Origin of the sequence: Butyricicoccus sp. AM27-36, from assembly GCF_003480945.1 — a bacterium.
Classification (GTDB): Bacteria; Bacillota; Clostridia; order Oscillospirales; family Butyricicoccaceae; genus Agathobaculum; species Agathobaculum butyriciproducens.
Genome location: NZ_QUJR01000007.1, coordinates 1 through 22,133, shown reverse-complemented (window position 1 = coordinate 22,133; position 22,133 = coordinate 1). Strand labels below are relative to the sequence as shown.

General features: G+C 54.2%; 17 protein-coding genes. 9 read left to right on the top strand and 8 right to left on the bottom strand.

Annotated elements, in window-relative coordinates; all coding sequences use genetic code 11:
* Positions 1-7: 7 nt before the first annotated feature.
* Both DW724_RS10300 and gyrA read left to right on the top strand, forming a co-directional pair.
* Positions 8-1,030 (top strand): threonine aldolase family protein, encoded by a 1,023-nt coding sequence (locus DW724_RS10300; RefSeq protein ID WP_118761409.1) that lies wholly within the window; start codon positions 8-10, stop codon positions 1,028-1,030.
* A gap of 58 nt (positions 1,031-1,088) precedes the next feature.
* Positions 1,089-3,662 carry a DNA gyrase subunit A gene (gene gyrA, locus DW724_RS10295; RefSeq protein ID WP_118761408.1) on the top strand — a complete coding sequence of 858 codons (2,574 nt, stop codon included), beginning with the start codon at positions 1,089-1,091 and terminating at the stop codon, positions 3,660-3,662.
* A gap of 91 nt (positions 3,663-3,753) precedes the next feature.
* Here gyrA and DW724_RS10290 read toward each other — a convergent pair whose 3' ends face one another.
* The 4 genes from DW724_RS10290 to proC all read right to left on the bottom strand — a co-directional run bounded on the left by DW724_RS10290 (position 3,754) and on the right by proC (position 6,786).
* Positions 3,754-4,353, bottom strand: coding sequence for a zinc dependent phospholipase C family protein (locus tag DW724_RS10290; RefSeq protein WP_118284841.1), 600 nt, complete (start codon positions 4,351-4,353; stop codon positions 3,754-3,756).
* A gap of 218 nt (positions 4,354-4,571) precedes the next feature.
* A complete protein-coding gene (locus DW724_RS10285; protein ID WP_118761407.1) occupies positions 4,572-5,444 on the bottom strand; it encodes a radical SAM protein in 873 nt (290 codons plus the stop codon).
* A gap of 78 nt (positions 5,445-5,522) precedes the next feature.
* Positions 5,523-5,840, bottom strand: coding sequence for a hypothetical protein (locus DW724_RS10280; RefSeq protein WP_110435767.1), 318 nt, complete (start codon positions 5,838-5,840; stop codon positions 5,523-5,525).
* A gap of 139 nt (positions 5,841-5,979) precedes the next feature.
* Positions 5,980-6,786 carry a pyrroline-5-carboxylate reductase gene (gene proC / locus DW724_RS10275; protein ID WP_118761406.1) on the bottom strand — a complete coding sequence of 269 codons (807 nt, stop codon included), beginning with the start codon at positions 6,784-6,786 and terminating at the stop codon, positions 5,980-5,982.
* Between the two features lie 272 nt (positions 6,787-7,058).
* On the opposite strand from proC, the gene DW724_RS10270 reads away from it, so the two are divergent.
* Together DW724_RS10270 and rnhA are read left to right on the top strand one after the other, a co-directional pair.
* A complete protein-coding gene (locus DW724_RS10270) occupies positions 7,059-8,459 on the top strand; it encodes a sodium-dependent transporter (RefSeq protein WP_118761405.1) in 1,401 nt (466 codons plus the stop codon).
* A 24-nt stretch (positions 8,460-8,483) separates the two neighbouring features.
* Complete coding sequence (rnhA, locus tag DW724_RS10265; protein ID WP_118761404.1) at positions 8,484-8,921, top strand: ribonuclease HI; 438 nt, start codon at positions 8,484-8,486, stop codon at positions 8,919-8,921.
* A gap of 35 nt (positions 8,922-8,956) precedes the next feature.
* Here rnhA and DW724_RS10260 read toward each other — a convergent pair whose 3' ends face one another.
* From DW724_RS10260 to epsC, 3 genes are read right to left on the bottom strand one after another with little or no spacing between them, the layout of a single operon-like run.
* On the bottom strand, positions 8,957-9,316 hold the full coding sequence (locus tag DW724_RS10260) for a sulfite exporter TauE/SafE family protein (protein WP_118761403.1): 360 nt from the start codon (positions 9,314-9,316) through the stop codon (positions 8,957-8,959).
* Positions 9,313-9,672, bottom strand: coding sequence for a sulfite exporter TauE/SafE family protein (locus DW724_RS10255; protein ID WP_117750623.1), 360 nt, complete (start codon positions 9,670-9,672; stop codon positions 9,313-9,315). Before DW724_RS10255 ends, DW724_RS10260 begins: the two co-directional genes overlap by 4 nt.
* Before the next feature lie 52 nt (positions 9,673-9,724).
* On the bottom strand, positions 9,725-10,501 hold the full coding sequence (gene epsC / locus DW724_RS10250) for a serine O-acetyltransferase EpsC (RefSeq protein ID WP_118761402.1): 777 nt from the start codon (positions 10,499-10,501) through the stop codon (positions 9,725-9,727).
* A 97-nt stretch (positions 10,502-10,598) separates the two neighbouring features.
* Here epsC and DW724_RS10245 point away from each other — a divergent pair, with 97 nt between their 5' ends.
* The 5 genes from DW724_RS10245 to DW724_RS10225 all read left to right on the top strand — a co-directional run bounded on the left by DW724_RS10245 (position 10,599) and on the right by DW724_RS10225 (position 17,361).
* A complete protein-coding gene (locus DW724_RS10245) occupies positions 10,599-11,798 on the top strand; it encodes a nucleotide sugar dehydrogenase (RefSeq protein ID WP_118761401.1) in 1,200 nt (399 codons plus the stop codon).
* Between the two features lie 144 nt (positions 11,799-11,942).
* Positions 11,943-13,328: an alanine/glycine:cation symporter family protein gene (locus tag DW724_RS10240; protein ID WP_118761504.1), complete on the top strand. Its 1,386-nt coding sequence runs from the start codon at positions 11,943-11,945 to the stop codon at positions 13,326-13,328.
* A 140-nt stretch (positions 13,329-13,468) separates the two neighbouring features.
* Positions 13,469-14,959, top strand: a complete 1,491-nt coding sequence (locus tag DW724_RS10235; protein WP_442861278.1) for a Na+/H+ antiporter NhaC family protein — start codon at positions 13,469-13,471, stop codon at positions 14,957-14,959.
* 119 nt (positions 14,960-15,078) lie between these two features.
* A complete protein-coding gene (locus tag DW724_RS10230) occupies positions 15,079-16,437 on the top strand; it encodes an MATE family efflux transporter (protein WP_118761400.1) in 1,359 nt (452 codons plus the stop codon).
* A 474-nt stretch (positions 16,438-16,911) separates the two neighbouring features.
* Positions 16,912-17,361: a low molecular weight protein-tyrosine-phosphatase gene (locus DW724_RS10225; protein ID WP_118761399.1), complete on the top strand. Its 450-nt coding sequence runs from the start codon at positions 16,912-16,914 to the stop codon at positions 17,359-17,361.
* A gap of 35 nt (positions 17,362-17,396) precedes the next feature.
* Here the strand turns inward: DW724_RS10225 and DW724_RS10220 are convergent, their stop codons facing one another.
* Positions 17,397-21,452, bottom strand: coding sequence for an S-layer homology domain-containing protein (locus DW724_RS10220; RefSeq protein WP_118761398.1), 4,056 nt, complete (start codon positions 21,450-21,452; stop codon positions 17,397-17,399).
* Positions 21,453-22,133 lie beyond the last annotated feature (681 nt).

Here is a 22,133-nt window from a genome sequence, read left to right as displayed (position 1 = left end):
GAAAACTATGCTGTTTTTTGAAAATGATTACGGTTATGGCGCACACCCCAAGGTTTTAGAACATCTGGCACAGACGAATATGGAGCCGGTTTCCGGCTACGGCAACGATAAATTTACCGCTTCGGCGGCAGAAAAGATTAAAGCAGCGGCGGACTGCCCGGACGCTCAGGTGTATTTTCTGACCGGCGGCACACAGACCAACATGGTCGTCATTGATACGCTGCTCCGTCCGTATGAGGGCGTTGTGGCGTCCTCCTGCGGGCATGTGAATACGCATGAAGCCGGCGCCATCGAGTCCACCGGACACAAGGTGCTGACCGTTCCGCATAAGAACGGCAAGCTGGATGCGGACAATCTCCGCGAATATGTTCAGACCTTTTACGCGGACGCAAGCCATGACCATATGGTATTTCCCGGCATGGTGTACATCTCCCATCCGTCTGAATACGGCACGCTTTACACGAGAAACGAGCTGGAGCGCATTTCTGCCGTTTGCAAGGAGTTTGCCATGCCGCTGTTTCTGGATGGCGCACGCCTCGGCTACGGCCTCACGGCGGATACCGATGTGACACTGGCAGACATCGCAAAGCTCACTGATGTGTTCTACATCGGCGGCACCAAATGCGGCGCGCTCTGCGGCGAAGCCGTTGTATTCACGCACGGAAATATGCCGCGCCAGTTTGTCACGATGGTCAAGCGCCGCGGCGCAATGATCGCAAAGGGCCGTCTGAACGCGCTGCAGTTCGATGCTTTGTTCACCGATGGGCTGTACGAGAAAATCTGCGCACCGGCGGTCAAACTCGCCATCAAGCTGCGGGATGGGCTCAAGGCCAAGGGCTATCGCTTCGCGATCGAGTCCCCCACCAACCAGCAGTTCATCATTGTAGAAAACAGCAGACTGCCTGAACTGAAAACCAAGGTAGTTTACAGCTTTATAGAGAAATATGACGCGGAGCATACGGTCATCCGTCTGGCGACCAGCTGGGCGACGACCGAGGAGCAGGTGGACGAGCTTCTCAGTATCCTCTAAGCGATAAAAACAGTCGTTTTCGGCTGAAAGCCAACACTTTTGGAGGCAAAATTAAAATATGAGTCAAGAATACGAACAGCAGAAAATCATGCAGGTCGATCTCGAACGCGAGATGAAGAAAAGCTACATCGACTATGCAATGAGTGTTATTGTCGGCCGTGCGCTGCCTGATGTGCGTGACGGCTTAAAGCCGGTACACCGCCGCATCCTGTACGCGATGTACGAGGACGGCCTGACCTCGGACAAGCCCTACCGCAAGTCGGCAACGACCGTCGGTAATGTGCTCGGCCGGTATCATCCGCACGGCGACGCATCGGTTTACGACGCGATGGTGCGTATGGCGCAGCCGTTCTCGCTGCACTATCCGCTGATCGACGGTCACGGCAACTTCGGTTCCGTGGACGGCGACCCCCCGGCAGCTTACCGTTACACCGAGGCCCGCATGGCCAAGCTGGCGAACTACATGTTGGCGGATATCAAGAAAAACACGGTCGATTTCCAGCCGAACTTCGATGAGGAGCGCCAGGAGCCGGTCGTACTGCCTTCCCGCTTCCCCAACCTGCTGGTAAACGGCTCGTCCGGCATCGCGGTCGGCATGGCGACCAACATCCCGCCGCACAACCTCGCGGAGGTTATCGACGGTACCTGCTATGTCATCGACCACCCGGAAGCCGAGATGGACGAGATCTGCCAGTTCATCAAGGGACCGGACTTCCCGACCGGCGGCGTTATCATGGGTCGCAGCGGCATCCGTGCTGCCTACGCGACCGGCCGCGGCAAGATCAAGGTTCGCGCAAAGACCGAGATTGTAGATCTGCCGAACGGCAAGAGCCAGATCGTTATTACGGAAATCCCGTACATGGTAAACAAGGCGCGTCTGGTCGAGTCCATGGCAAATCTGGTCAAAGACAAGCGCATCGACGGCATCACGAATATCCAGGACCATTCCTCTCGCGAGGGTATGCAGATTGTCGTGGATGTTCGCCGCGATGCCAACGCGCAGGTCATCCTCAACCAGCTGTTCACCTATTCGCAGCTCGAGGATACCATTTCGATGATCCACATCGCGCTCGTACCGGGTGCGGGCGGAAAACTCCAGCCGCGCGTGCTGACCCTGCGCCAGATCCTCGACCAGTATATCGGCTTCCAGAAGGACGTTGTCGAGCGCCGCACGCGCTTTGATCTCAAGAAGGCGCGCGACCGTGCGCACATTCTGGAGGGTCTCAAGGTCGCAACTGACAATATCGACCGCATTATCGCAATCATCCGCGCCTCCAAGAACGAGGCCGAAGCCAAGGAAAACCTGATGGCAGAGCCGTTCTGGATCGACCAGATTGCGCTGCTCGGCATCGTGGACGGCTCGGAGCACTTCGAGTTCCACCTCGACGAGCCGCAGGCGCAGGCCATCGTAGATATGCGTCTGGGCCGCCTGTCCGGTCTGGAGCAGGAGAAGATCAACGACGAGTACAAGGACCTCGAGAGCCGCATTGCAGGCTTTGAGGAAATTCTGTCGTGCGATGCGAATATTCTTGCTGTTGTCAAGCAGGAGCTGCAGGAGATCAAGCAGAAATACGGCGACGAGCGCCATACGCGCATCGAAAATGTGGCCGACGAGATCGACATTGAGGATCTTATCGAGCAGCAGGACTGCGCCTATACCCTCACCCACTTCGGCTATATCAAGCGCCAGCCGACCTCGGTCTACCGCGCACAGCGCCGCGGCGGCCGCGGTGTTTCCGCGATGAGCACCCGCGAGGAGGACTTCGCGAAGGACATCTTTACGGCCTCCACGCATGATACCATCCTGTTCTTCTCGGACAGAGGCAAGGTATACAAGCTCAAGGGCTATCAGATCCCGGAAACCGGCCGCTCGGCAAAGGGCATGAACATTGTCAACCTGCTGGAGCTTGAAAACGGCGAAAAGATCACCGCCATGTTCCCGATTCAGGAGTTTGCGGACGATAAGTTCCTGTTCTTCGTCACCCGTCAGGGTATTGCAAAGCGTATCGTGCTGAGCGACCTGCAGAACATCCGCCGCGCAGGTCTGCGTGCGCTCAACCTCAACGAGGACGACGCACTGGTTGACGTTCGCCTGACCGACGGCGAGCAGAACATCCTAATCGCCACCCACGAGGGCAAGGCCATCTGCTTTGACGAGAATGAGGTTCGTGCAATGGGCCGTGTGGCTACCGGCGTGCGCGGCATCAAGCTGGCCGAGGGCGATTACGTTATCGGTGCGGCGCGTGCCCGCAAGGACGCATATGTGCTCTCCATCACCGAGAACGGCTACGGCAAGCGTACCCCGGTCGAGGAGTTCACCGTGCATCATCGCGGCGGCGGCGGCATGATGCTGCATAACCTGACCGAAAAGACCGGTCTGGTGGCAGGCATCGCGGTTGTAGACAGCGAAAACGATGTGATGATCATCACCGACGACGGCGTTATCATCCGCACCGGCGTTGAGGAGATCCGCGAATGCGGCCGCGGCTCGCAGGGCGTTATCGTCATGCGTACCGGCGAGGACGTAAAGGTTATCTCGATTGCCCGCACGGACAAGGAGGAGGAAGACCCGGCAGAAGCCGAGGAAGAAACCTCTGAATCCGCTGAAAGCGCAGAGAGTACCGAAGAATAAACAGCAAAAGACGAGTCCGTTTGGACTCGTCTTTTTGTGCCTGAAAAACAGAAAAACCGCCTGTAAAGGCGGTTTTTTGACTTATACAGTTTTACGCGGTAGCGACTGCAGTATCCTCGACCTGCTCGTAAACGATGCTGATGATAGACAGCACCACGGTAGCGGTAGCGATGCAGATATGCTGCAAATCGTCGTTGATGCCATGCGGCTTAGTAGAAGTGCGGTAAGCCTCGTGCATCGTGGAAATGCGGTTCACGAGTGTGTCCACGGTCGTGGGCGGAATGATGGGACTTGCCCATTTCTCAAACTTATCTTCGGTCATACGGCGACGAATTACCAGTGCAACGCGCTTTTCATAAACATAATGCGCGAGCAGATTGTGCTCGTAGATATCGTCGTTGTGCGGGTAGGTGAAAAAGTCGGTCATGTAGTGGCAGATCTCGCCGAGATCAACCGACAGCTCGCGCCCGTTGGTACGCCCGATGGTATACTTGCGCGTAAAAGTGCGGATTTTTTCCATCACTTCATCCATCATAATGGACGGGTTATGGCGTTTGGTGAGGTAAGTACCGGTCAGATCCGGTTTCAGATTGCCGTAAATAAAACCGCTCTGATCAAAGGTCACGCCGCAGGTCTGCTCAACGTAATCCATCAGCAGATTTGCAACGCGAATGTGGGATACGGAATCCATTTATCAGTCCTCCAAGACGGAACATATGTTAATGCTAACAGTAAATATTAAATTAACAACTTCTTAACACCCGAAAAGCATCCTCTCCGCTTTTCACGATTAAAGCTAGTATAGCACACTTTTTGCACATTGTCTTGCTTTTTTGAAAATTGTAACGCAAACAACACAGAATGTTAACAATTTTGCGGATTATCACAATTTAAGTTGCATTAAATTGGTTATCTTGCCCGGTATTGCTCGCTCTTGAATTTGATTTTGCCCTCAAGTGCCTTGCGCAGACGTGCACACATGGCTTCCCTGTCCTGATTGAGCGTGCCCGCCAGATTAACGTAGTTAGACGCGTGATTTGCACGGAAAACACTGCCCTCGGAGTCGATATGCTCGAGCAGGATGAGGGTTTCGTGCGCGATTTCAATCGGGTTCATCAGGTAGAAACGGCCCTCCTGCCAGTCGCGCATGAGCGGTGTCGGCAGCTCAAACAGCAGGGTCAGCAGGCCAATGTACTCCGGCTTCATGCGGGAGAGTGCTTCTGCGGTCTTGATGGCGTGCTCCTCGCTCAGCTCCAGCGAGCCGAGACCCGCAATGCAGGTAACGGACAGCTTCATGCCGGCTTCCTTGACCATCAAACCCGCATGAACGATCTCATCGGCGGTTTCGCCCTTGTTGATGCGGCGCAGTACCTCATCCGAGCCGGATTCCAGACCCAGATAGATCATATCCAGACCCAGATCGTGCAGCATGTTCAAATCTTCCTGCTTTTTGCACAGAATGGACGCCGGAGAGCCATAGCTGGTAACGCGCTCGCACTCCGGAAATACCTTCTTGATGTAGCGCAGGATTTCTGCCATGTGCTCGGGACGGCACATCAGCGCATCGCCGTCTGCCAGAAAAATACGGCCGACACGGCGGTACATGCGGCGTGCTTCATCAAAATCAGCCTTGACCTCCTCCAGCTTGCGCACGCGGAAACGCTTTTCCTTGTACATATCACAGAAGGTGCATTTGTTGTGGCTGCAGCCAATGGTGACCTGCACAATCAGGCTGTATGCCTCAGAGGGCGGACGAAAAACTCTGCCTTCGTATTCGATCATGGGTAAAAACTCCTTATATTAGCTATTTAGATAAACAAAACGGACGGAGTATTCCGTCCGTTTGCTGGTAACATTGGGTTAGTCCTCTTCGGCTTCCGGCTCTTCCTCGGCCTCAGTCTGAGGCTCCTCAGCCGCCGGTTCAGCAGCCTTGGGGGCATCGTCAAATGCATCCTGATATACCGAAGTGTCCGCGCACTCCTCTGCGCATGCGCAGGAGGCACAGTCGGACTCGGCACGCATCATTTCCTCCAGCTCATCCATGGCCTTCAGTTCAGCCTCGTGGTAAACTTCCTCTTCACGCTTTTTCTGAAGCATAACAAGCGCTGCGGTCGCACCGGCTGCACAGGCAAGGCTGGTCAGCAGCAGACCTGCTTTCACCTTGGTAGAATTTTTCACGGTATCCACTCCCTCTTAAATGATGCGGAACTATTGTCATAATAAAAATCAATCAAACAAAATACGGCGTAAATGCCGATTAAGTGCTTTGCCTATACTTTACCATACGGACGGGGCAAAGTCAATGCTAACGGCACATTTAGCCAAGCTCGTAGGCACGCTTAATGCACTTATCGCAGGCTTCCGACACGATTCCGTACAGATCGCGGTCCTCGAGCACCTTCATGCCCTCGATGGTGGTGCCGCCGGGAGAGCACACCGCGCGGATCAGCTCTGCCGGTGTCTTATCGCGGCGCAGCAGCATTTTTGCCGAGCCGATCATGGTCTGACAGATGAGTGTCAGCGCGTCGTCCTCGTTGATGCCGTGCTGCTTTGCGCTCTGCACGAACGCGTCCGCGTAGGCATACAGGTACGCCGGAGCCGAACCGGCATACGGAATGACCTCGTTGAGCATGTTCTCCTGCTCAAACGTGACGGTAACGCCCATGGTGTTGAACAGTTCACAGAGTTCGGACAGCTGCTTGTCGGTTGCGGCCGCATTCTTAACCAGCTGGGTTGCACCCTCGCCGAGCATAAGCGGCGTGTTCGGCATCACGCGGATCATCGCGGTGTCCGCGCCGAGCGCACCCTCCAGCTTGGCGAAGGTCACGCCTGCGGCAATGGATACGACAAGCGGCTTTTCTCCTTCAAATTTCGCCAGATTCGGCAGGATTTCGTCAAAATTCTGCGGCTTGACGGCCAGCAGCACGATCTCGCTTTCTGCGTAGACCTCGGTATAGTTACCCGTGACGGCGTAGCTCTTGGCTGCATGAGCGGCGCGTTTTTCCTCGCTGCGGTTGAACATCAGCACCTGCTCAGGCGCAAAACGGCCTGCGCGCACTGCGCCTTCCGCAATAGCGGTACCCATGTTGCCGGCACCGAGAACACCGAATTTGTATTTTTTCATGTCAATACACCTCGTTTATGGTTTGTTGTTTCATATATGCTTAAATGATAGAGGGCAGCCCGCTCTGCGGAAGGAATACTGCCGTTTCTTTCAAATTATGGCAGATAAAACGATCATATCCGATAAAAGATATTATAGCACAATGTACTTTTCCTGCAAACAGCTTGTGAAAAACTTTCGGATATGGTAAAATAGAAATAATTTTATTTCATTATGGCTGTCATTTCGGACAGTCTAAAAGATATTGTATGTAAGGGAGTAAAACACAAAACATGGAACAAAAAAAGAGAAGCAGCTTCTCCAGCCGAATTGGTTTCGTGCTGGCGGCGGCAGGCTCGGCGGTAGGTCTGGGCAACCTTTGGCGATTTCCCTATCTGGCGGCACGGTACGGCGGCGGTATTTTCCTGCTGGTGTACCTCATTCTCGCACTGACATTCGGCTTTTCGCTGATGATTACCGAGATTGCCATCGGACGAAAGACCCGTCTGTCCTGCATCGGTGCGTACAAGGCGCTCGATAAGCGGTTCGGATTCCTCGGCTGGCTGGCGGCGTTCGTGCCGTTCATCATCACGCCGTATTACTGTGTTATCGGCGGATGGGTTATGAAATACCTGTTCACCTTTATCAGCGGCAACGCACTTGAGGCGGCCGACAACGGCGGATTTTTCAGCAATTTCATTGGCTACGATGCGGGTTCGCTGCCCTCGACGATTTTCAGCTTCAACGGACCGACCCCGTGGTTCATCCTGTTCGTGCTGGCGACCACCATTGTCGTTATCTTCGGTGTTGAGAAGGGCATCGAGAAGGCAAGCCGTATCATGATGCCGATTCTCGCCATTCTGGCGATCGTTATCGCAATCTACTCGCTGACTATTCCGGGGGCACTGCAGGGCCTGAAATATTATATTCTGCCCGATTTCTCGCAGTTTTCGGTATCTACCGTGCTTGGCGCGATGGGACAGATGTTCTACTCGATGTCGCTGGCAATGGGTATTATGATCACCTACGGCTCCTATATGCAGAAGGAAAATCTGCTTGAGCACTCTGTCACCCAAATTGAGATTTTCGACACGCTGTTCGCGTTTGTGGCCGGTCTGATGATCATTCCGGCGGTTATCGCGTTTAACGGCGGCGATCCGTCTCAGGTAAACAGCGGTCCGGGTCTGATGTTCATCACTCTGCCGATGGTATTCGACTCCATGAAGTTTGGCACCATTATCGGCGCAGTATTCTTCCTGCTCGTGCTGTTTGCGGCGCTGACCTCCTCCATTTCGCTGATGGAAACACTGGTTTCCGTGCTGATGGACAAGGCACACATGAAGCGCAAGACGGCTACCATCGTTATTACGGCAAGCTGCCTGCTCATTGGCATGCTGTCCTGTCTTGGCTATGGTCCGTGGGCAACGATTACCGTTATTGGCATGCAGTTCCTCGACTTCTTTGACTTTATTTCCAACTCCGTGCTCATGCCGATCGTGGCGCTGCTCACCTGCATCCTGATTGGTCATGTAGTCGGCACCAAGGTCATCGCAAACGAGGTAAAGGAGGGCGCCGGTTCGTTCCACCGCGAAAAGCTGCACCGCGTTATGGTGCGCTGGGTGGCTCCGGTGATGCTGGCAGCGATCCTCGCTTCCGAGTTGGCAACCAAGGTATTCCACCTTTTCACAATTTAAAATCGCTCTCACAGGAGAAAACCAATGAAAACTGTAACCATTTACACGGATGGCGCGTGCTCGGGCAATCCGGGTCCCGGCGGCTGGGGTGCAATCCTGCAGTACGGCAAGGCGGAAAAGGAGCTTTCCGGCTCCGAGCCGTCCACCACGAACAACCGCATGGAGCTGCTCGGTGTAATTACCGCCCTCGAGACCCTCAAGAAGCCGTGCTCGGTCGATCTGTATTCGGACAGCAAATATGTTGTTGACGGCATTACCAAGGGCTGGGCCAAGGGCTGGCGTGCGCGCGGCTGGGTTAAAAGCGATAAGAAACCCGCAAAAAATCCGGAACTCTGGGGTCGTCTGCTCGATTTGCTGGATAAACACGAGGTGCGGTTCCATTGGGTCAAGGGTCACGCGGATAATCCATATAACAACCGCTGTGACGAGCTTGCCGTCGGCGAGTATCAGAAGTATAAGTAAAAGCAACACCTTCTTCACATTTGGTGAGGAAGGTGTTATTTTTTGCGTAAAAAGGTCTCTTTTACGCCGATATAGAGTAAAACTACACCGAAAGCACGCCGCAGCAGGTCGGTGTCCACTCTTGCGGCAAGCAGCGCCGCAAGGACCGAGGTCACCACGCCTGCCGGTACACAGCATTTGACCGCTTCCCTTTCGATGAGTCCGTTTTTGCGGTGCGAAATCAGCGCTGCAGGCGCACACGAGAGAAAATACAGCAGGTTGATGCCGCCCGCCTGATACTGCCCTGTCCCTTCAAAAAGCGTCAGATACAGCAGCAAAAGTGAGCCGCCGCCAATGCCGAAGCCGCTTAAAATACCGGTCAGCAGACCGATTGCGACCGCAAGTACCGCGCTCACAGCAACAGGACGGCACGGATGCCGCCGTAGAGAATCAGCACGCCGAATGCACGGCGCAGCCAGTCTGCCTTTACCCTGCCGAATAGCTTTCCGGCCAGCACGCCGCCTGCCGCGCCGCCGAGTAGATACGGCACCGCCTGCGCAATCGGCAGACCGCCCTTTAGCCAGTAAATCACCGCTGATACCGCGCACAGCGGGAAAATTACCGCGACTGAGGTCGCAAACGCGCGCTTCTGCTCCATGCCGCACCAGGAAATCAGCAGCGGTACAAGAAATAACCCGCCGCCTGCCCCGAAAAATCCGTTTGCTGCACCGGAAAGAGCACCGGTGACCGCATATTTTACTGAAATTTTCATAAAAGAAACCCTCCGGTGACAGTTTGCACCGAAGGGCTTGTTTTTATGTGTATTATTTGTCGGCTTCGCGCTCGCGTTCCTCTTCCTTTTTGAGCTTCTGCTCGTTGGCGTAAACACGGTTCTGCAGACGGCACAGTTCCTGTGCAAGCGGGTCCGGCAGGTTGATCTGGTCGAGCGCATACGCCGGAGACGGACCGACACGCTGACCGGCAATCTTGACGACGCGCGCCTTGATGCCGACAACCGTGGAATCCGGCGGAACCTCCTGCAGTACGACAGCATTCGCGCCGATACGGCTGTTGTCACCCACCTTGAACGGTCCGAGAACCTTCGCGCCGGTCGAAATGAGCACGTTGTTGCCGATGGTCGGGTGACGCTTGCCGGTGTCGTGACCGGTACCGCCGAGCGTTACACCGTGGTAAATCGTGCAGTCATCACCAATCTCGGCGGTTTCACCGATAACGATGCCCATGCCGTGGTCAATAAACAGGCGTTTGCCGATCTTGGCGCCCGGGTGGATCTCAATACCGGTCATATGCCGTGCAAACTGCGACAGTGCACGCGCAAGAAAGAAATGCTTGTGCTTGTACAGCCAATGCGCCTGACGGTGGTAAAACAGGGCATGAAAGCCCTGATAGAGCAAAACAACTTCCAATGTGGTGCGTGCTGCCGGGTCACGGTCCCGGATCGAGCGTGCATCCTCGAGCAATCCCTTAAAAATCATAGTATCCCTTCCAAACTTTAGGGGTATAAAGCAGTATATGCAATCGGAAGATAAAAGGTTCCGATTGCCGTTTATGATACTTGCATAAACGAACGATAGTATCATTATAGACTCTTTTCGGTGAAAATTCAAACACTACGTTGAATTCCGTGAAAAAAGTGGTATAATGTAAGAAGATTATGCTGAACGAGGTACGAAAATTATGAAAATTACTGTCATGGGACTGGGTTATATCGGCCTGCCGACGGCGATCACGCTGGCTGAGGCCGGTTTTGAGGTCTGCGGCTTTGACGTAAACAAAAATACCATCGAGACCCTGCAGGGTGGTCATATCCATATTGTAGAGCCGGGTCTGCAGGAAGCCTTTGAAAAGGCTGTTGCACACGGTCATCTGCATTTTTCCGAAGAGCTTGGCAAGTCCGATGTATTCTATATTTCGGTTCCGACGCCGTTTTTTAAGGACGAGAACGGCAGCCACAAGGCTGATTTGCGCTTTGTAGAGTCTGCAGGACGTATGGCAGGCAAGGTGCTCGAGCCGTCCAATCTGGTCATTCTGGAGTCCACCGTGCCGCCGCACACCTCCGAGATGCTCGCGCGCGTACTGAGCGAGGAATCCGGCATTCCGATGAATGAGATTCACGTTGCACATTGTCCGGAACGCGTTATCCCGGGCAACATGATGTACGAGCTGAAGAACAATGACCGCATCGTCGGCGCCCGCACGCCGGAGGCTGCTGAAATGGCGGCATCCATCTACGAAAAGGTGCTTGAGAAGGGTGTCGTTCACAAGACCGACGACCTGACCGCCGAAATGTGCAAGCTGACCGAGAATACCTTCCGTGATGTCAATATCGCTTACGCAAACGAGCTGTCCGTTATCTGCGACAAGATGGGCATTGACGTATTTGAGCTGATCAAGCTGGCAAACTGCCATCCGCGTGTTAACATCCTGACCCCGGGTGTCGGTGTTGGCGGCCACTGCATCGCAGTTGACCCGTGGTTTATCTACGAGCAGTTCCCGGCGGAGGCTAAGGTTATCCTTGCGGCACGCGAGCGCAACGAGAACAAGCCGCACTTCGTCGCTGACAAGGTTGTAGCAAAGATGAAGAAGGTAACCGACACGGTCGGCGTGCTTGGCTTGTCCTACAAGCCGGACGTTGACGATCTGCGTGAGTCGCCGTCCATCGAGCTGTGTCACATTCTGCAGGAAAAGGGCGTAAAGGTTATTGCGTGCGAGCCATTCGCCAAGGACACTGAGGTGCAGAACATCCCGAACGTATCGTTCGAGGAGGTTCTCAAGGCAGATTATCTGGTCATCACACTCGGTCACACACTGTTCAAGGAGAACAAGGACAAGATCGCAGAGAAGCCGTACTTCGACTGCGTTGGTCTGATGGAATAATTTCGCAAATAACAGAAAGCCGCCTGTCTGGGCGGCTTTCTGTTGTTTGAAGTAGGAATTAGTCGTTAGAAATGAGTGATTATGGGCGTTCTGCCGCTGAAATCCGGTTCATATAATGCGGAACAGGGGAGAGGTGGGATGCCGATGGACGATATCTTACAGGTAAATGAGCGGCTGCGCGGCCTGATATGGGGCGCGCCCATGCTGATTTTGCTGCTCGGCACCGGATTGTACTTCACGGCGGTGACCGGAGTTTTTCAGGTGCGGTACTGCATGCTCTGGCTGCGGAAAACACTGTTTTCCTGCTTTACCGGTGCTGCAAGACGGACAAGCGGCGGCGTTTCTCCGTTTGCGGCCATGTGCACTGCGCTTGCCGCGACGGTCGGCACGGGCAACATCGCCGGTGTGGCAACCGCGCTGACGCTCGGCGGTCCGGGCGCGGTATTCTGGCTGTGGGTAAGCGCATTTGTCGGCATGATGACCGCGTTCGCAGAGAACACGCTCGGCATGCTCTACCGTGAAAAGGGAAGCGACGGCAGCTGGCGCGGAGGAGCCATGCTGTACCTGAAAAACGGTCTGCGCAGTCCGCTATTGGCGGGAGCCTTTGCGCTGTTCTGCGTGCTGGCATCGTTCGGTATCGGCAACATGAGCCAGTGCAACTCAATCGCGCAGGGACTTTCCGGCTCGTTCGGCATACCGAGCGGGATCGTCGGTGCGGTGACAGCGGTTTTGCTCGGCGCGGTGCTGCTCGGCGGCCTTAAACGGCTGTCCCGCGTGACGGAAACGCTCGTACCGTTCATGGCGCTGTTCTACATGGGCGGTGCGGTCGTTGTGCTGTGGGTGCATCGGGCGGCGCTGCCGCAGGCGTTCGCGCAGATTTGCTCGATGGCGTTCGATACAAGGGCAGGCACGGGCGGCGTGCTCGGCTACGGCATGACGCAGGCCGTCCGGGCGGGTGTGTCGCGCGGCGTATTTTCAAATGAAGCCGGGTTGGGCTCATCCGTCATGGTACATGCTGCCGCAGACGCAAAGGAGCCGTGTGAACAGGGGATGTGGGCGGTGTTTGAGGTGTTCTTCGACACGATTGTGATGTGCAGCGTCACCGCGTTCGTCATTCTCACGAGCGGGGTATACGACGTAAGCCGCTACGCGCTCGCGTCCGGCACGCCTTTGCTTTCTCAGCTGACAACCGGTGCACAGCTTACCGCAGAGGCGTTCTCCACCGTATTCGGACGGTTCGGCGGGGGCTTCGTTGCGGTGTCGCTCGCGCTGTTTGCATTCTCGACCCTGCTCGGCTGGTCATATTACGGACAGCGTGCAGCGGCCTATTTGATGGGGGAGCGGGTGATTCCGGTCTACAAGGCGGCCTTTCTTCTGGCGGCGGTAGCGGGCTGCATGATGCGGCTTGAGCCGGTGTGGGCGCTCAGCGACACGTTCAACGGCCTGATGGCACTGCCTAATCTGGCGGGTGTGCTGGCGCTTCGGCGGCAGGTGATTGCGGAATGGTGTCGCTATAAACGCAATTTATGACGTTAAACCATTGCAAGTTGCACAAAAATATCTTTTCGGACGGAAAAAACCGGATTAGCACTTGTAAATCCGGTTAAATCCATATAAAATAGAATGGAATTGCGGACACGATTTGTCTGCGTATAAGGGGGAAATAAGGAATGGACATTACGGCAACTGTCTGGACATTGCTGCCGCCGATCATTGCAATCGCGCTTGCGCTGATTACGAAGGAGGTTTACTCCTCACTGATGATTGGTATTCTTTCGGGTGCGCTGCTCTATACGGGCTTCCATCCGCTGAAGGCTGTCGAGACGACTTTCACCATCATGGGCAGTAAATTGGGAGATAATATCAATATTTGTATCTTCCTTGTATTGCTCGGTATTCTGGTTTCGCTGATCACAAAATCGGGCGCGTCACGCGCATACGGTGAGTGGGCGGTCAAAACCATTCGCAGCCGGCGCGGCGCGTCGTTTGCGACCTCGTTCCTCGGAATGTTCATTTTCGTGGACGATTATTTCAACTGCCTCACCGTCGGCACGGTCATGCGTCCGGTGACGGACAAGTACAGCATTTCCCGGGCAAAGCTGGCGTACATCATTGATGCTACCGCCGCTCCGGTCTGCATTATCGCTCCGATTTCCTCGTGGGCGGCTGCAGTCGGCTCGTCTCTGCCGGAATCGAGCACGATGGACGGCTTCTCGCTGTTCCTCAAGACCATCCCGATGAATCTGTACGCGCTGCTGACGCTCGCGTTCCTCATCTGGCTGATGGCGGCGGACTTCGACTTTGGTGTGATGAAAAAGTACGAGCTTGCACACAAGGATGACGATCTCTCTCTGATTGAGGAGACCCACGTTGTAGCCGGCTCGGGCAAGGTTTACGACCTGATCCTGCCGATCAGCGTACTGATCGTGCTCTGCATTGCAGGCATGCTGTACACCGGCGGCATTCTGGACGGCGCAAACGTTGTTGAGGCGTTCGCAAACTGCGATTCTTCCACCGCACTGGTGCTCGGCTCGTTCTTTACGCTGCTGTTCACCTTTGTGCTGTACATTCCGCGCAAGGTGCTGTCCTTCGGTCAGTTCTGCGAGGCGTTTACCGAGGGCTTCAAGGCAATGGTTCCGGCCATCCTCATCCTGACGCTCGCGTGGACGCTGTCCGGTGTGTGCCGCGACGAGTACCTCAACATCGGCGGCTTCGTATCTTCTGTGGTGAATGCGGAATCCACCATCGGTATGTTCATGCCGGCGGTATTCTTCCTCATCGCGCTCGGTCTGGCCTTTGCGACCGGTACCTCCTGGGGCACGTTCAGCATCCTGATCCCGATTGCTATTGCGGTATTTGGCGATGCACCGTCCACCATGCTGGTCATGACCGTGGCAGCCTGCCTGTCCGGTGCGGTCTGCGGCGACCACATCTCGCCGATTTCGGATACGACCATCCTCGCATCCGCGGGTGCACAGTGCAACCATATTGATCACGTTTCCACGCAGATGCCGTACGCGCTGATGATCGCGGCGATGAGCTTTGTCGGCTTCCTCGTCGGCGGTGTGACCGGAAACGGCATTCTGGCGCTTGGCGTAGGTGTGGTACTGCTGGTGCTCACTATTGCGGTTATTACCGCACGTCAGAAGAAAAAGGCGTAACAACGTCAATTAAAGTCGTAAAATTATGCTCTCCCTTCGGGGAGAGCATAAAATTGCAATAAACCCCATTTTATCCGGTCAAAACTGGATAAGCAGACTCCCGAAAGAAGGTATCCCATTTGACCACTGACCTTACCGTCGGAAAACCGTCGCAGAAGCTGTTCTGGTTCTCGATTCCGCTGCTGCTCAGCGTCGCGTTCCAGCAGCTGTACCAGATGGCTGACTCCATCATCGTAGGCCGTTTTGCCGAAACTGTAGAAGCCGGTGAGCTGGCGCTGGCCGCCGTCGGCGCCAGCTATCCGATCACACAGCTGTTCGTTGCGGTCGCAACCGGTATCAACATCGGTACCGGCGTGCTTGTCTCGCAGCTGTTCGGCGCAAAGCGCTATCTGCGCATGAAGACCGCCATCTCGACCGCACTGCTCACCACCACGGCGGTAGCGCTGCTGCTGACGCTGATCGGCGCTGTCGGCACGACGGGCATTATGAATGCGCTGTCCACGCCGGAGAATATCTTTGCGGACGGCTCACTGTATCTGCGCGTGTATGTGTTCGGTCTGCTGTTCCTGTTTATCTATAACGTGTGTACGGGTATCTTCAATGCCATGGGCGACAGCCGAACGCCGCTGATCCTGCTTGTGCTGTCCTCGGTCGGCAATGTCATTCTGGATATGGTATTTGTTGCCGGTTTGCACTGGGGCGTTGCAGGCGTTGCATGGGCGACGTTTATCGCGCAGGGCGCGTCCGGTATTCTGGCGTTTGTGCTGCTGCTGCGCCGTGTGCGCTCGTTTGATACGGGCAACCATTTCGTGCTGTTCGCGCCCGAAATGCTGCGCCGCCTGACCAACTACGCCGTGCCGTCTATCGCACAGCAGAGCTTCGTATCGGTCGGCAATGTTGTCATCCAGTATTACATCAACCTGTGCGGTGCGACCGTTATCGCGGGCTTCTCGGCGGCAAACCGCGTCAACCAGTTTGCGCTGACCTGCTGTATGTCGTTCGCTTCGGGTCTGTCGAGCTACGTTGCGCAGAATATCGGCGCCCGCAAGATGGACCGCATCGGTCCGGGTCTCAAATGGGGTGCGGTGTATTCGCTCGGCCTGTCCGTGGTGTTTATGGCGATCTATCTGCCGTTTGCGAACAAGATCATCAGCCTGTTCGTTCCGGCGGGCAGTGCTTCCGGTGTTATTGATGTCGCACGAGGCTACCTGTTCACGGTCGTACCGTTCTATCTGGTCGTATGCACCAAGTTCGTATGCGACAGCGTCCTGCGCGGCGCCGGCGCAATGCGTCCGTTCATGGTAACGACGTTCTCCGACCTGATTATCCGCGTGGTGCTGTCCATTGCACTGTTCTATGTGGTCGGCAATGAGCACGGTATCTGGCTCAGCTGGCCGATCGGCTGGTTCCTCGGCTCGGGTCTGTCGGTGTTCTTCTATAAGTCCGGCGCATGGAAAAAGAATCTGCCTACATTCTAACCGGCCGTAAAATTGTAAATGAAAGGGTTTCCCATCGGGAAACCTTTTTTCATGCCTGTTTATTAAGAATCTGCATAACGACACGGCTGACAATTTCTCGCTTTAGGGCAGGGCCTTTCTGCATTTCGTTCCCACAAAACTGCATTTCGTGAAAAAGACGTTCCGGCTGATCGAAAATCTGCTATGGTATAAGCACAGCAGATAACACGGAAGAAGCGGACAGCACTGTCGAGTAACGGCTTCAATACCGGCTGGCGAATTGCAAGGTCGCAGCTTCCGCAATATGAAGAACAACTCCTCATAATTGAGATACCCCGCCGGATGGAAAGCGAGTATAATTCCGTTCGGCGGGGTGCTGTTTTGCACGGAAAAAACGAGGCGCGCATGCCGTTCACAGGGATGGTGGGTTTTGAAATTGCGTGACGATTGCGGCTCTGTGTGATATGATGGAGAAAAACAGCAGGAGGCGTTTGGGTGAGGATACTTTTTATCTGCCACGGCAACATATGCCGCAGTCCGATGGCAGAATATATCATGAAGGAATTGGTAAAGCGAGAAGACGTCGCGGATGACTGGGAGATTGAATCGGCGGCTGTCAGCCGTGAGGAGATCGGCAATCCGGTGTATCCGCCGGCGCGGCGCAAGCTGCTTGAACAGGGAATCCCGTGCGGCCATCATGCGGCGCGGCAGATGACACGCGCGGATTATGACCGATTTGATCTGCTGATTGGCATGGACCGGTCGAATCTGCACACCATGCAGCGCATTTGCGGCGGCGATCCGGACGGCAAGCTGCATTTGCTGCTGGATTTTACCGACCGACAGGGCGAAGAGGTCGCTGATCCGTGGTATACCGGCGATTTTGATGCCGTGTGGGAGGATTTGCTGGAAGGGTGTCAGGCGCTGCTGAGGGAATATAGGTAAGAAAAAAGGAAACCCGGGTGGGTTTCCTTTTTTTCTTACTTAGACACCGAAGGTTCTCCGGTAAATCCCGGAATGGTGATTTTCAGAGTCAAATTAGAAGTGGTATTTGTGCCAACAAATACTACATTATAAGTTGTGGACCAAAGTTCACTGGGAAAACACATTGCAATAGTCTGGTTATCGGCATCAATGCGATATGTTTTTGTAGATAAGCGGTCTCCGCCAACTTTATATTCCGAACCATCAACCGTAATGGTGTCAAGCTGTCTCAGCCACTCTGCGGCGTCGGAAAATGTCAGAAGGTAATATTGATTGCCAGAAGAATCTTGAGTTTTTTCAATCGTCGGCAGTTCGGTCGGTGCTGTTACCGCAGAGCCGCCGGAACTACTCGAATCACCAACCGTCAGCGTATACTCTACATCAGTATAGCCATCTGCGGTGAGTTTGATGTTGTAAGTGCCTGCTGCAAATGCGGGCAAGTCCAGAGAGTCATAATCCGAGATAGAGCCACCGGTAGCGGCAGCTTCAGCGGCATACAGGCGATATTTACCTTCGGTAACAGCGCCAGTGCTATAGCTCATTGGATCGAACTTTTCGCCATTAATCGTAACGGTAACTGCTTTCAGGTAAGCAGCCAAATCAAATTTTGGATCAGACGTATTAGTAAAGCTGAGACGATAAAAAGAATAAGCTGTGCCGTAGAAATCAGAATCCGTTTTCTTTTCAGCACTGGAAACCGTCGGTGCGGATTTTGCAGCTTCCGCAGGTTTTGCATTAACCGTAAACTTTGCCGTCAGCGGCTCACCATAGTACTTTGCCGAAATAGCAACCGTATGCTCACCGGACGGTACGTTATACAGAGAGATGGTTTTGTTATCCTTGCCGATTACATAATAAGCCGTTTCGGAACCGTAACCGTAATATCCGTAAGTACCGATGTCCGTTTTGTCATCCAGCTTAACAGATGCCAGATTCTTGAGGAAATCACCGTTCGAGCCATCTACCGTGAATACGACGACCGGCTTGCCCGATTCGGTAGTCTCGGCAACCGACAGAGAAAGGTTTTTCTCTAGCTGCTTTGCAACGGTCAGTGTCAGGCGCACCTTCTGGAAGGTATCGACCTGCAGCGTCAGCGCGTTATCGCCCAGCTTGAGCTTTTCAGCCGGAATGGTGATGGTGTTCTTCTCGGCGTCGATGGAGTATGCATCCTTGCTCAGCGCCGAGGTGGTGTTGAGGTAAAGCTGGCTGTCGGCATTCTCTTTCAGTTTTTCCAGATATGCCGCTGCCTTGCTGCCGGAAACGAGCAGAACTGCGTCCTCGCCCTCATTTACTTCGTTGATGGACTGGTAGCTTGTCTGACCGTCCTTGGTCACTTCCTTGACCAGAGTCAGGTCGGGAGCTGCGGAAGAGGACGCATTGCTGAACGAAGTCGTTTCGCCGAGCAGATTATCCTCCAGCACCTTCTTTACCGCATACGGACGGTTGCGTGTGGTTTCTGCGTTCTCAGAGGTGACATACTCCGCAAAGGTGAGCAGCTTGTCCTCGGTGCGCGCGGTATTTGCGGCAGCGAAGAAGCCTGCGCTGGTGTAAACCTTATCTGCGCCTTCATAATAAACCGCGTCATGGAACATATTGTCCCAGCGCTCGGAGATAGCGGCTGCATTGGCGTTGTCCAGACCCAGCTTTTCCACGATCTTCGCGTTGGTCAGCAGGTCGGCGCTGAATACCAGATTTGCGTTCATGGTGTTGCTGCCGCCTTCAGAACCGGAATCCGAGGAGGCACCGCCGCCGCCGCTGGTCGCTGCGGAAAGCGCGTCTACGCCTGCCGCTGCGGCACGCGCCGCCGGAGAAACCGACTGCTTATCTGCACCGTAGGCATAGAAGGTCTGGGAGAACGACTTGAAGCCGTTCGCGTAGATGGTCAGCGTATACTTTCCGCTGTGCGTCAGATGGTTGGTAGTATCGTTATACAGCACGAAGGTATCGCCGATGAGATACCAGTCGTCAAACTTATTGAGCACCTGTACCTCGGAATCGCCCGCATACTGCAGTTCTACGCGGTAAATCGGCTGGGTGATGCCGTACAGCATATCCTTCACCGTAAAATGCGTGTTCACGCCGCTGTATGCGCCGGTATCGCTCAGCACCAGAGACGGCGTTTTCTCGTTTACCACATGGATCGGGAACAGCTCGGCATTGCCGTTCGATACCACGCGCAGCTTGTAGCGACCGTTCGAGAAGAAGTTCGACTGACCGAGTGGGACAGTGATGCACGCAACGGTAGCGCCGTCAACACCGTGCGGCAGCGCCTTGTTGAGGCTCCACTTCAAATTGCTATTGAGCACGCTGTTACTTTCATCGTCCTGCACGAGTACAACGCTCGTAATGCCGTCCACAAACGCCTTTTCCGCGTCGGTGCCGTTGGCATAGTTGAACATAAGCTGTACTTCGCCGGAAACTTGATAGAGATTATCGTCGGATTCGCTTAGAACGGCGTCCGGAGAGTAGAAACGTACCGAATTGGAGGCAGTTTTCAGGTCAATGGTTGTGTGGGTCGGATTATAGCGTACCTTACCGGCGGCGTCCTTGTTGGTCTGGTGATAATCCCAGACGTAAACCGGACCGTTTGCAAGGAAGTAGTAATCGACTGGTACACCGGAAACGGTCGGCTTTACCGTGTTCTTGCCGCCGAGGCTGACGGTCTGGGTCTTGCCGGTGGTCTTATTGGTAACGGTCAGCGTGCTCGGGTCGAGTACGGTGGACTGCCACTTGACAATGCTGCCGTCGGTGGAAACCTTGGAGCAGCCGGCGTTGATTTCGGTGCCGTCAACGGTCAGTGTGCAGTTATCCAGCGTGTTGCCGTCCTCAAAGCGGACAACAACGAACTGACCCAGTGCGCCGAGCTGAACGGTGTTCATGTCGATGAGCTTGGTCTGCTCGGGTACGACCAGACTCTGCTGTGCAACCGAACCACCAGAGGACGAACCGCCGCCGGAAGAGGAGCCGCCGCCGGACGAACCACCCGAAGACGCACCGCCGGAAGCTGCCGCGCCGACCGTCTCGGTTTTGCCTGCGGCAACCGATTTATTGCCTGCCTTGACGCCGGAAACGCCGTTTGCGGCAGTAACCTTGGTGCCGGAGGTAGAAACGGTGACGTTATCGGCGTTCGCCTGCACCGCGCCGACCTTGCCCGAGCCGGTGATCTTTGCACCGTCGGCAACAACGGTGATGCTGTCAACTGAGCCGGAAACCGCAATGTCGGTATTGGCGATAATGCCCTTTCCGGCCTTGGTGTCCTTAAAGGTTACACCGCTTTCGCCGCCGCGCAGTACAATGCGGCCGGCAACAGTAACACCCGTCAGGTCGATTCTGCTGACGCCGTCTGCAATGATGAGGTCGCCGTTGATGGTCTTGCCAGACAGGGAAACGCCGTTTTCACGCACAATAACGCTGCCGTCCACCGTGGCAGACAGAGAATCGTCTGCATCGGCGTAGGTGCTGGCCATTTCACTGATGACCTTGGCAAATTCCGCACGGGTGATGCTGGTTTTCGGGTTCAGCTTACCATTTGCACCGTTGACATAGCCGTTTTCGATCAATGCAGCTACACTGCTTTGTGCCCATGCAGAGACCGAAGCACCATCGGTGTAATTGTTCAGAACGGACGTATCGCCGCTTTCAAGTGCAAATGCACGCGCGAGGACAACAAAAGCTTCTTCACGGGTGATCGGCGCTTCGGGATTCAGTTTGCCGTTTGCACCCTGAAATGTGCGCATGGCAACGGCCAGTTCGAGATCATTATAATACCATGCGGAAGTGTTTGCATCGCTGTAAACCGACAGGTCAGCTGTTTTGCGAGCGGCAAAGGCACGGTTGACGATAGCAGCCATCTGGGCACGGATCAGCAGGCCGGAGCTGTTAATCTGGCCGTTTGAGCCGTTCAGCAGGCCGTTCTGTACAGCGCTGCGCAGTCCGGCTGCGGACCAGTCGGTTGGGAAATCGGTAAAATCTTCAGGCGAGGCAGCGAATGCATTCGCTGGCAGGAGCATAGCTCCGGCCAAAAGCATCGCAAGGGTACGTTTTTTGTTCAAGTATATTTTCCTCCTTGCTGTTAGACTGGGCTAACCATACCAGTAAAAATTTTCCTTTCCATAGGAAAGGAGCGTGATCACAGTGAGTTATCAAATGCTAACTGATAAGTGGGTAATAAGATACCATAAAGATTTTATGTTGTCAAATCCTGATATTTACATAAAAGAACGGCCGTATCACATAAACAACACAAAAGTACACAAAATCCTGCAATGAGTTAGAATAAGCTAACTCCAAACGTGGTTTTTAATAAAAGAAAAATTTTTTGTATGTGCGATATATATTGCATACAGCGGAAAAGACACAAAGTAGCGCACAATTTCCGCGGAAATATTAAAAATATGGTATAAAAGTTAGTAATATGTGATAAAGATTACAACCGAATATTGAAATATCCTCGGAAAGATGGTGTGCTGCATTATTTCCGCGATTGTCGGTGTACAGCGGCAGGTGGTGTTTTATTTTCAGGACATTTGGACAGGAGGAATATATAATATAGGTATATATAGAGTGTACAAATTTCCTGTAAATTTTTTTTGAAAAAGTTGAAGAAAAGTGTTGACATTAGGCGCATACTGCGGTATACTAAATAAGCTGTCAGCAATAGTTGATGAGCTGAAAAAGTTCAGAAACAAGCGCAAAACAGCAGATTGTACCTTGTAAATTAAACAACGATGTGC

What these genes read in the sequence shown, in the direction of transcription:
- DW724_RS10300 (WP_118761409.1), top strand. Translation starts at nt 8, where the DNA reads ATGCTGTTTTTTGAAAATGATTACGGTTATGGCGCACACCCCAAGGTT.
- gyrA (WP_118761408.1), top strand. Translation starts at nt 1,089, where the DNA reads ATGAGTCAAGAATACGAACAGCAGAAAATCATGCAGGTCGATCTCGAA.
- DW724_RS10290 (WP_118284841.1), bottom strand. Translation starts at nt 4,353, where the DNA reads ATGGATTCCGTATCCCACATTCGCGTTGCAAATCTGCTGATGGATTAC.
- DW724_RS10285 (WP_118761407.1), bottom strand. Translation starts at nt 5,444, where the DNA reads ATGATCGAATACGAAGGCAGAGTTTTTCGTCCGCCCTCTGAGGCATAC.
- proC (WP_118761406.1), bottom strand. Translation starts at nt 6,786, where the DNA reads ATGAAAAAATACAAATTCGGTGTTCTCGGTGCCGGCAACATGGGTACC.
- DW724_RS10270 (WP_118761405.1), top strand. Translation starts at nt 7,059, where the DNA reads ATGGAACAAAAAAAGAGAAGCAGCTTCTCCAGCCGAATTGGTTTCGTG.
- rnhA (WP_118761404.1), top strand. Translation starts at nt 8,484, where the DNA reads ATGAAAACTGTAACCATTTACACGGATGGCGCGTGCTCGGGCAATCCG.
- DW724_RS10255 (WP_117750623.1), bottom strand. Translation starts at nt 9,672, where the DNA reads ATGAAAATTTCAGTAAAATATGCGGTCACCGGTGCTCTTTCCGGTGCA.
- epsC (WP_118761402.1), bottom strand. Translation starts at nt 10,501, where the DNA reads ATGATACTATCGTTCGTTTATGCAAGTATCATAAACGGCAATCGGAAC.
- DW724_RS10245 (WP_118761401.1), top strand. Translation starts at nt 10,599, where the DNA reads ATGAAAATTACTGTCATGGGACTGGGTTATATCGGCCTGCCGACGGCG.
- DW724_RS10240 (WP_118761504.1), top strand. Translation starts at nt 11,943, where the DNA reads ATGGACGATATCTTACAGGTAAATGAGCGGCTGCGCGGCCTGATATGG.
- DW724_RS10235 (WP_442861278.1), top strand. Translation starts at nt 13,469, where the DNA reads ATGGACATTACGGCAACTGTCTGGACATTGCTGCCGCCGATCATTGCA.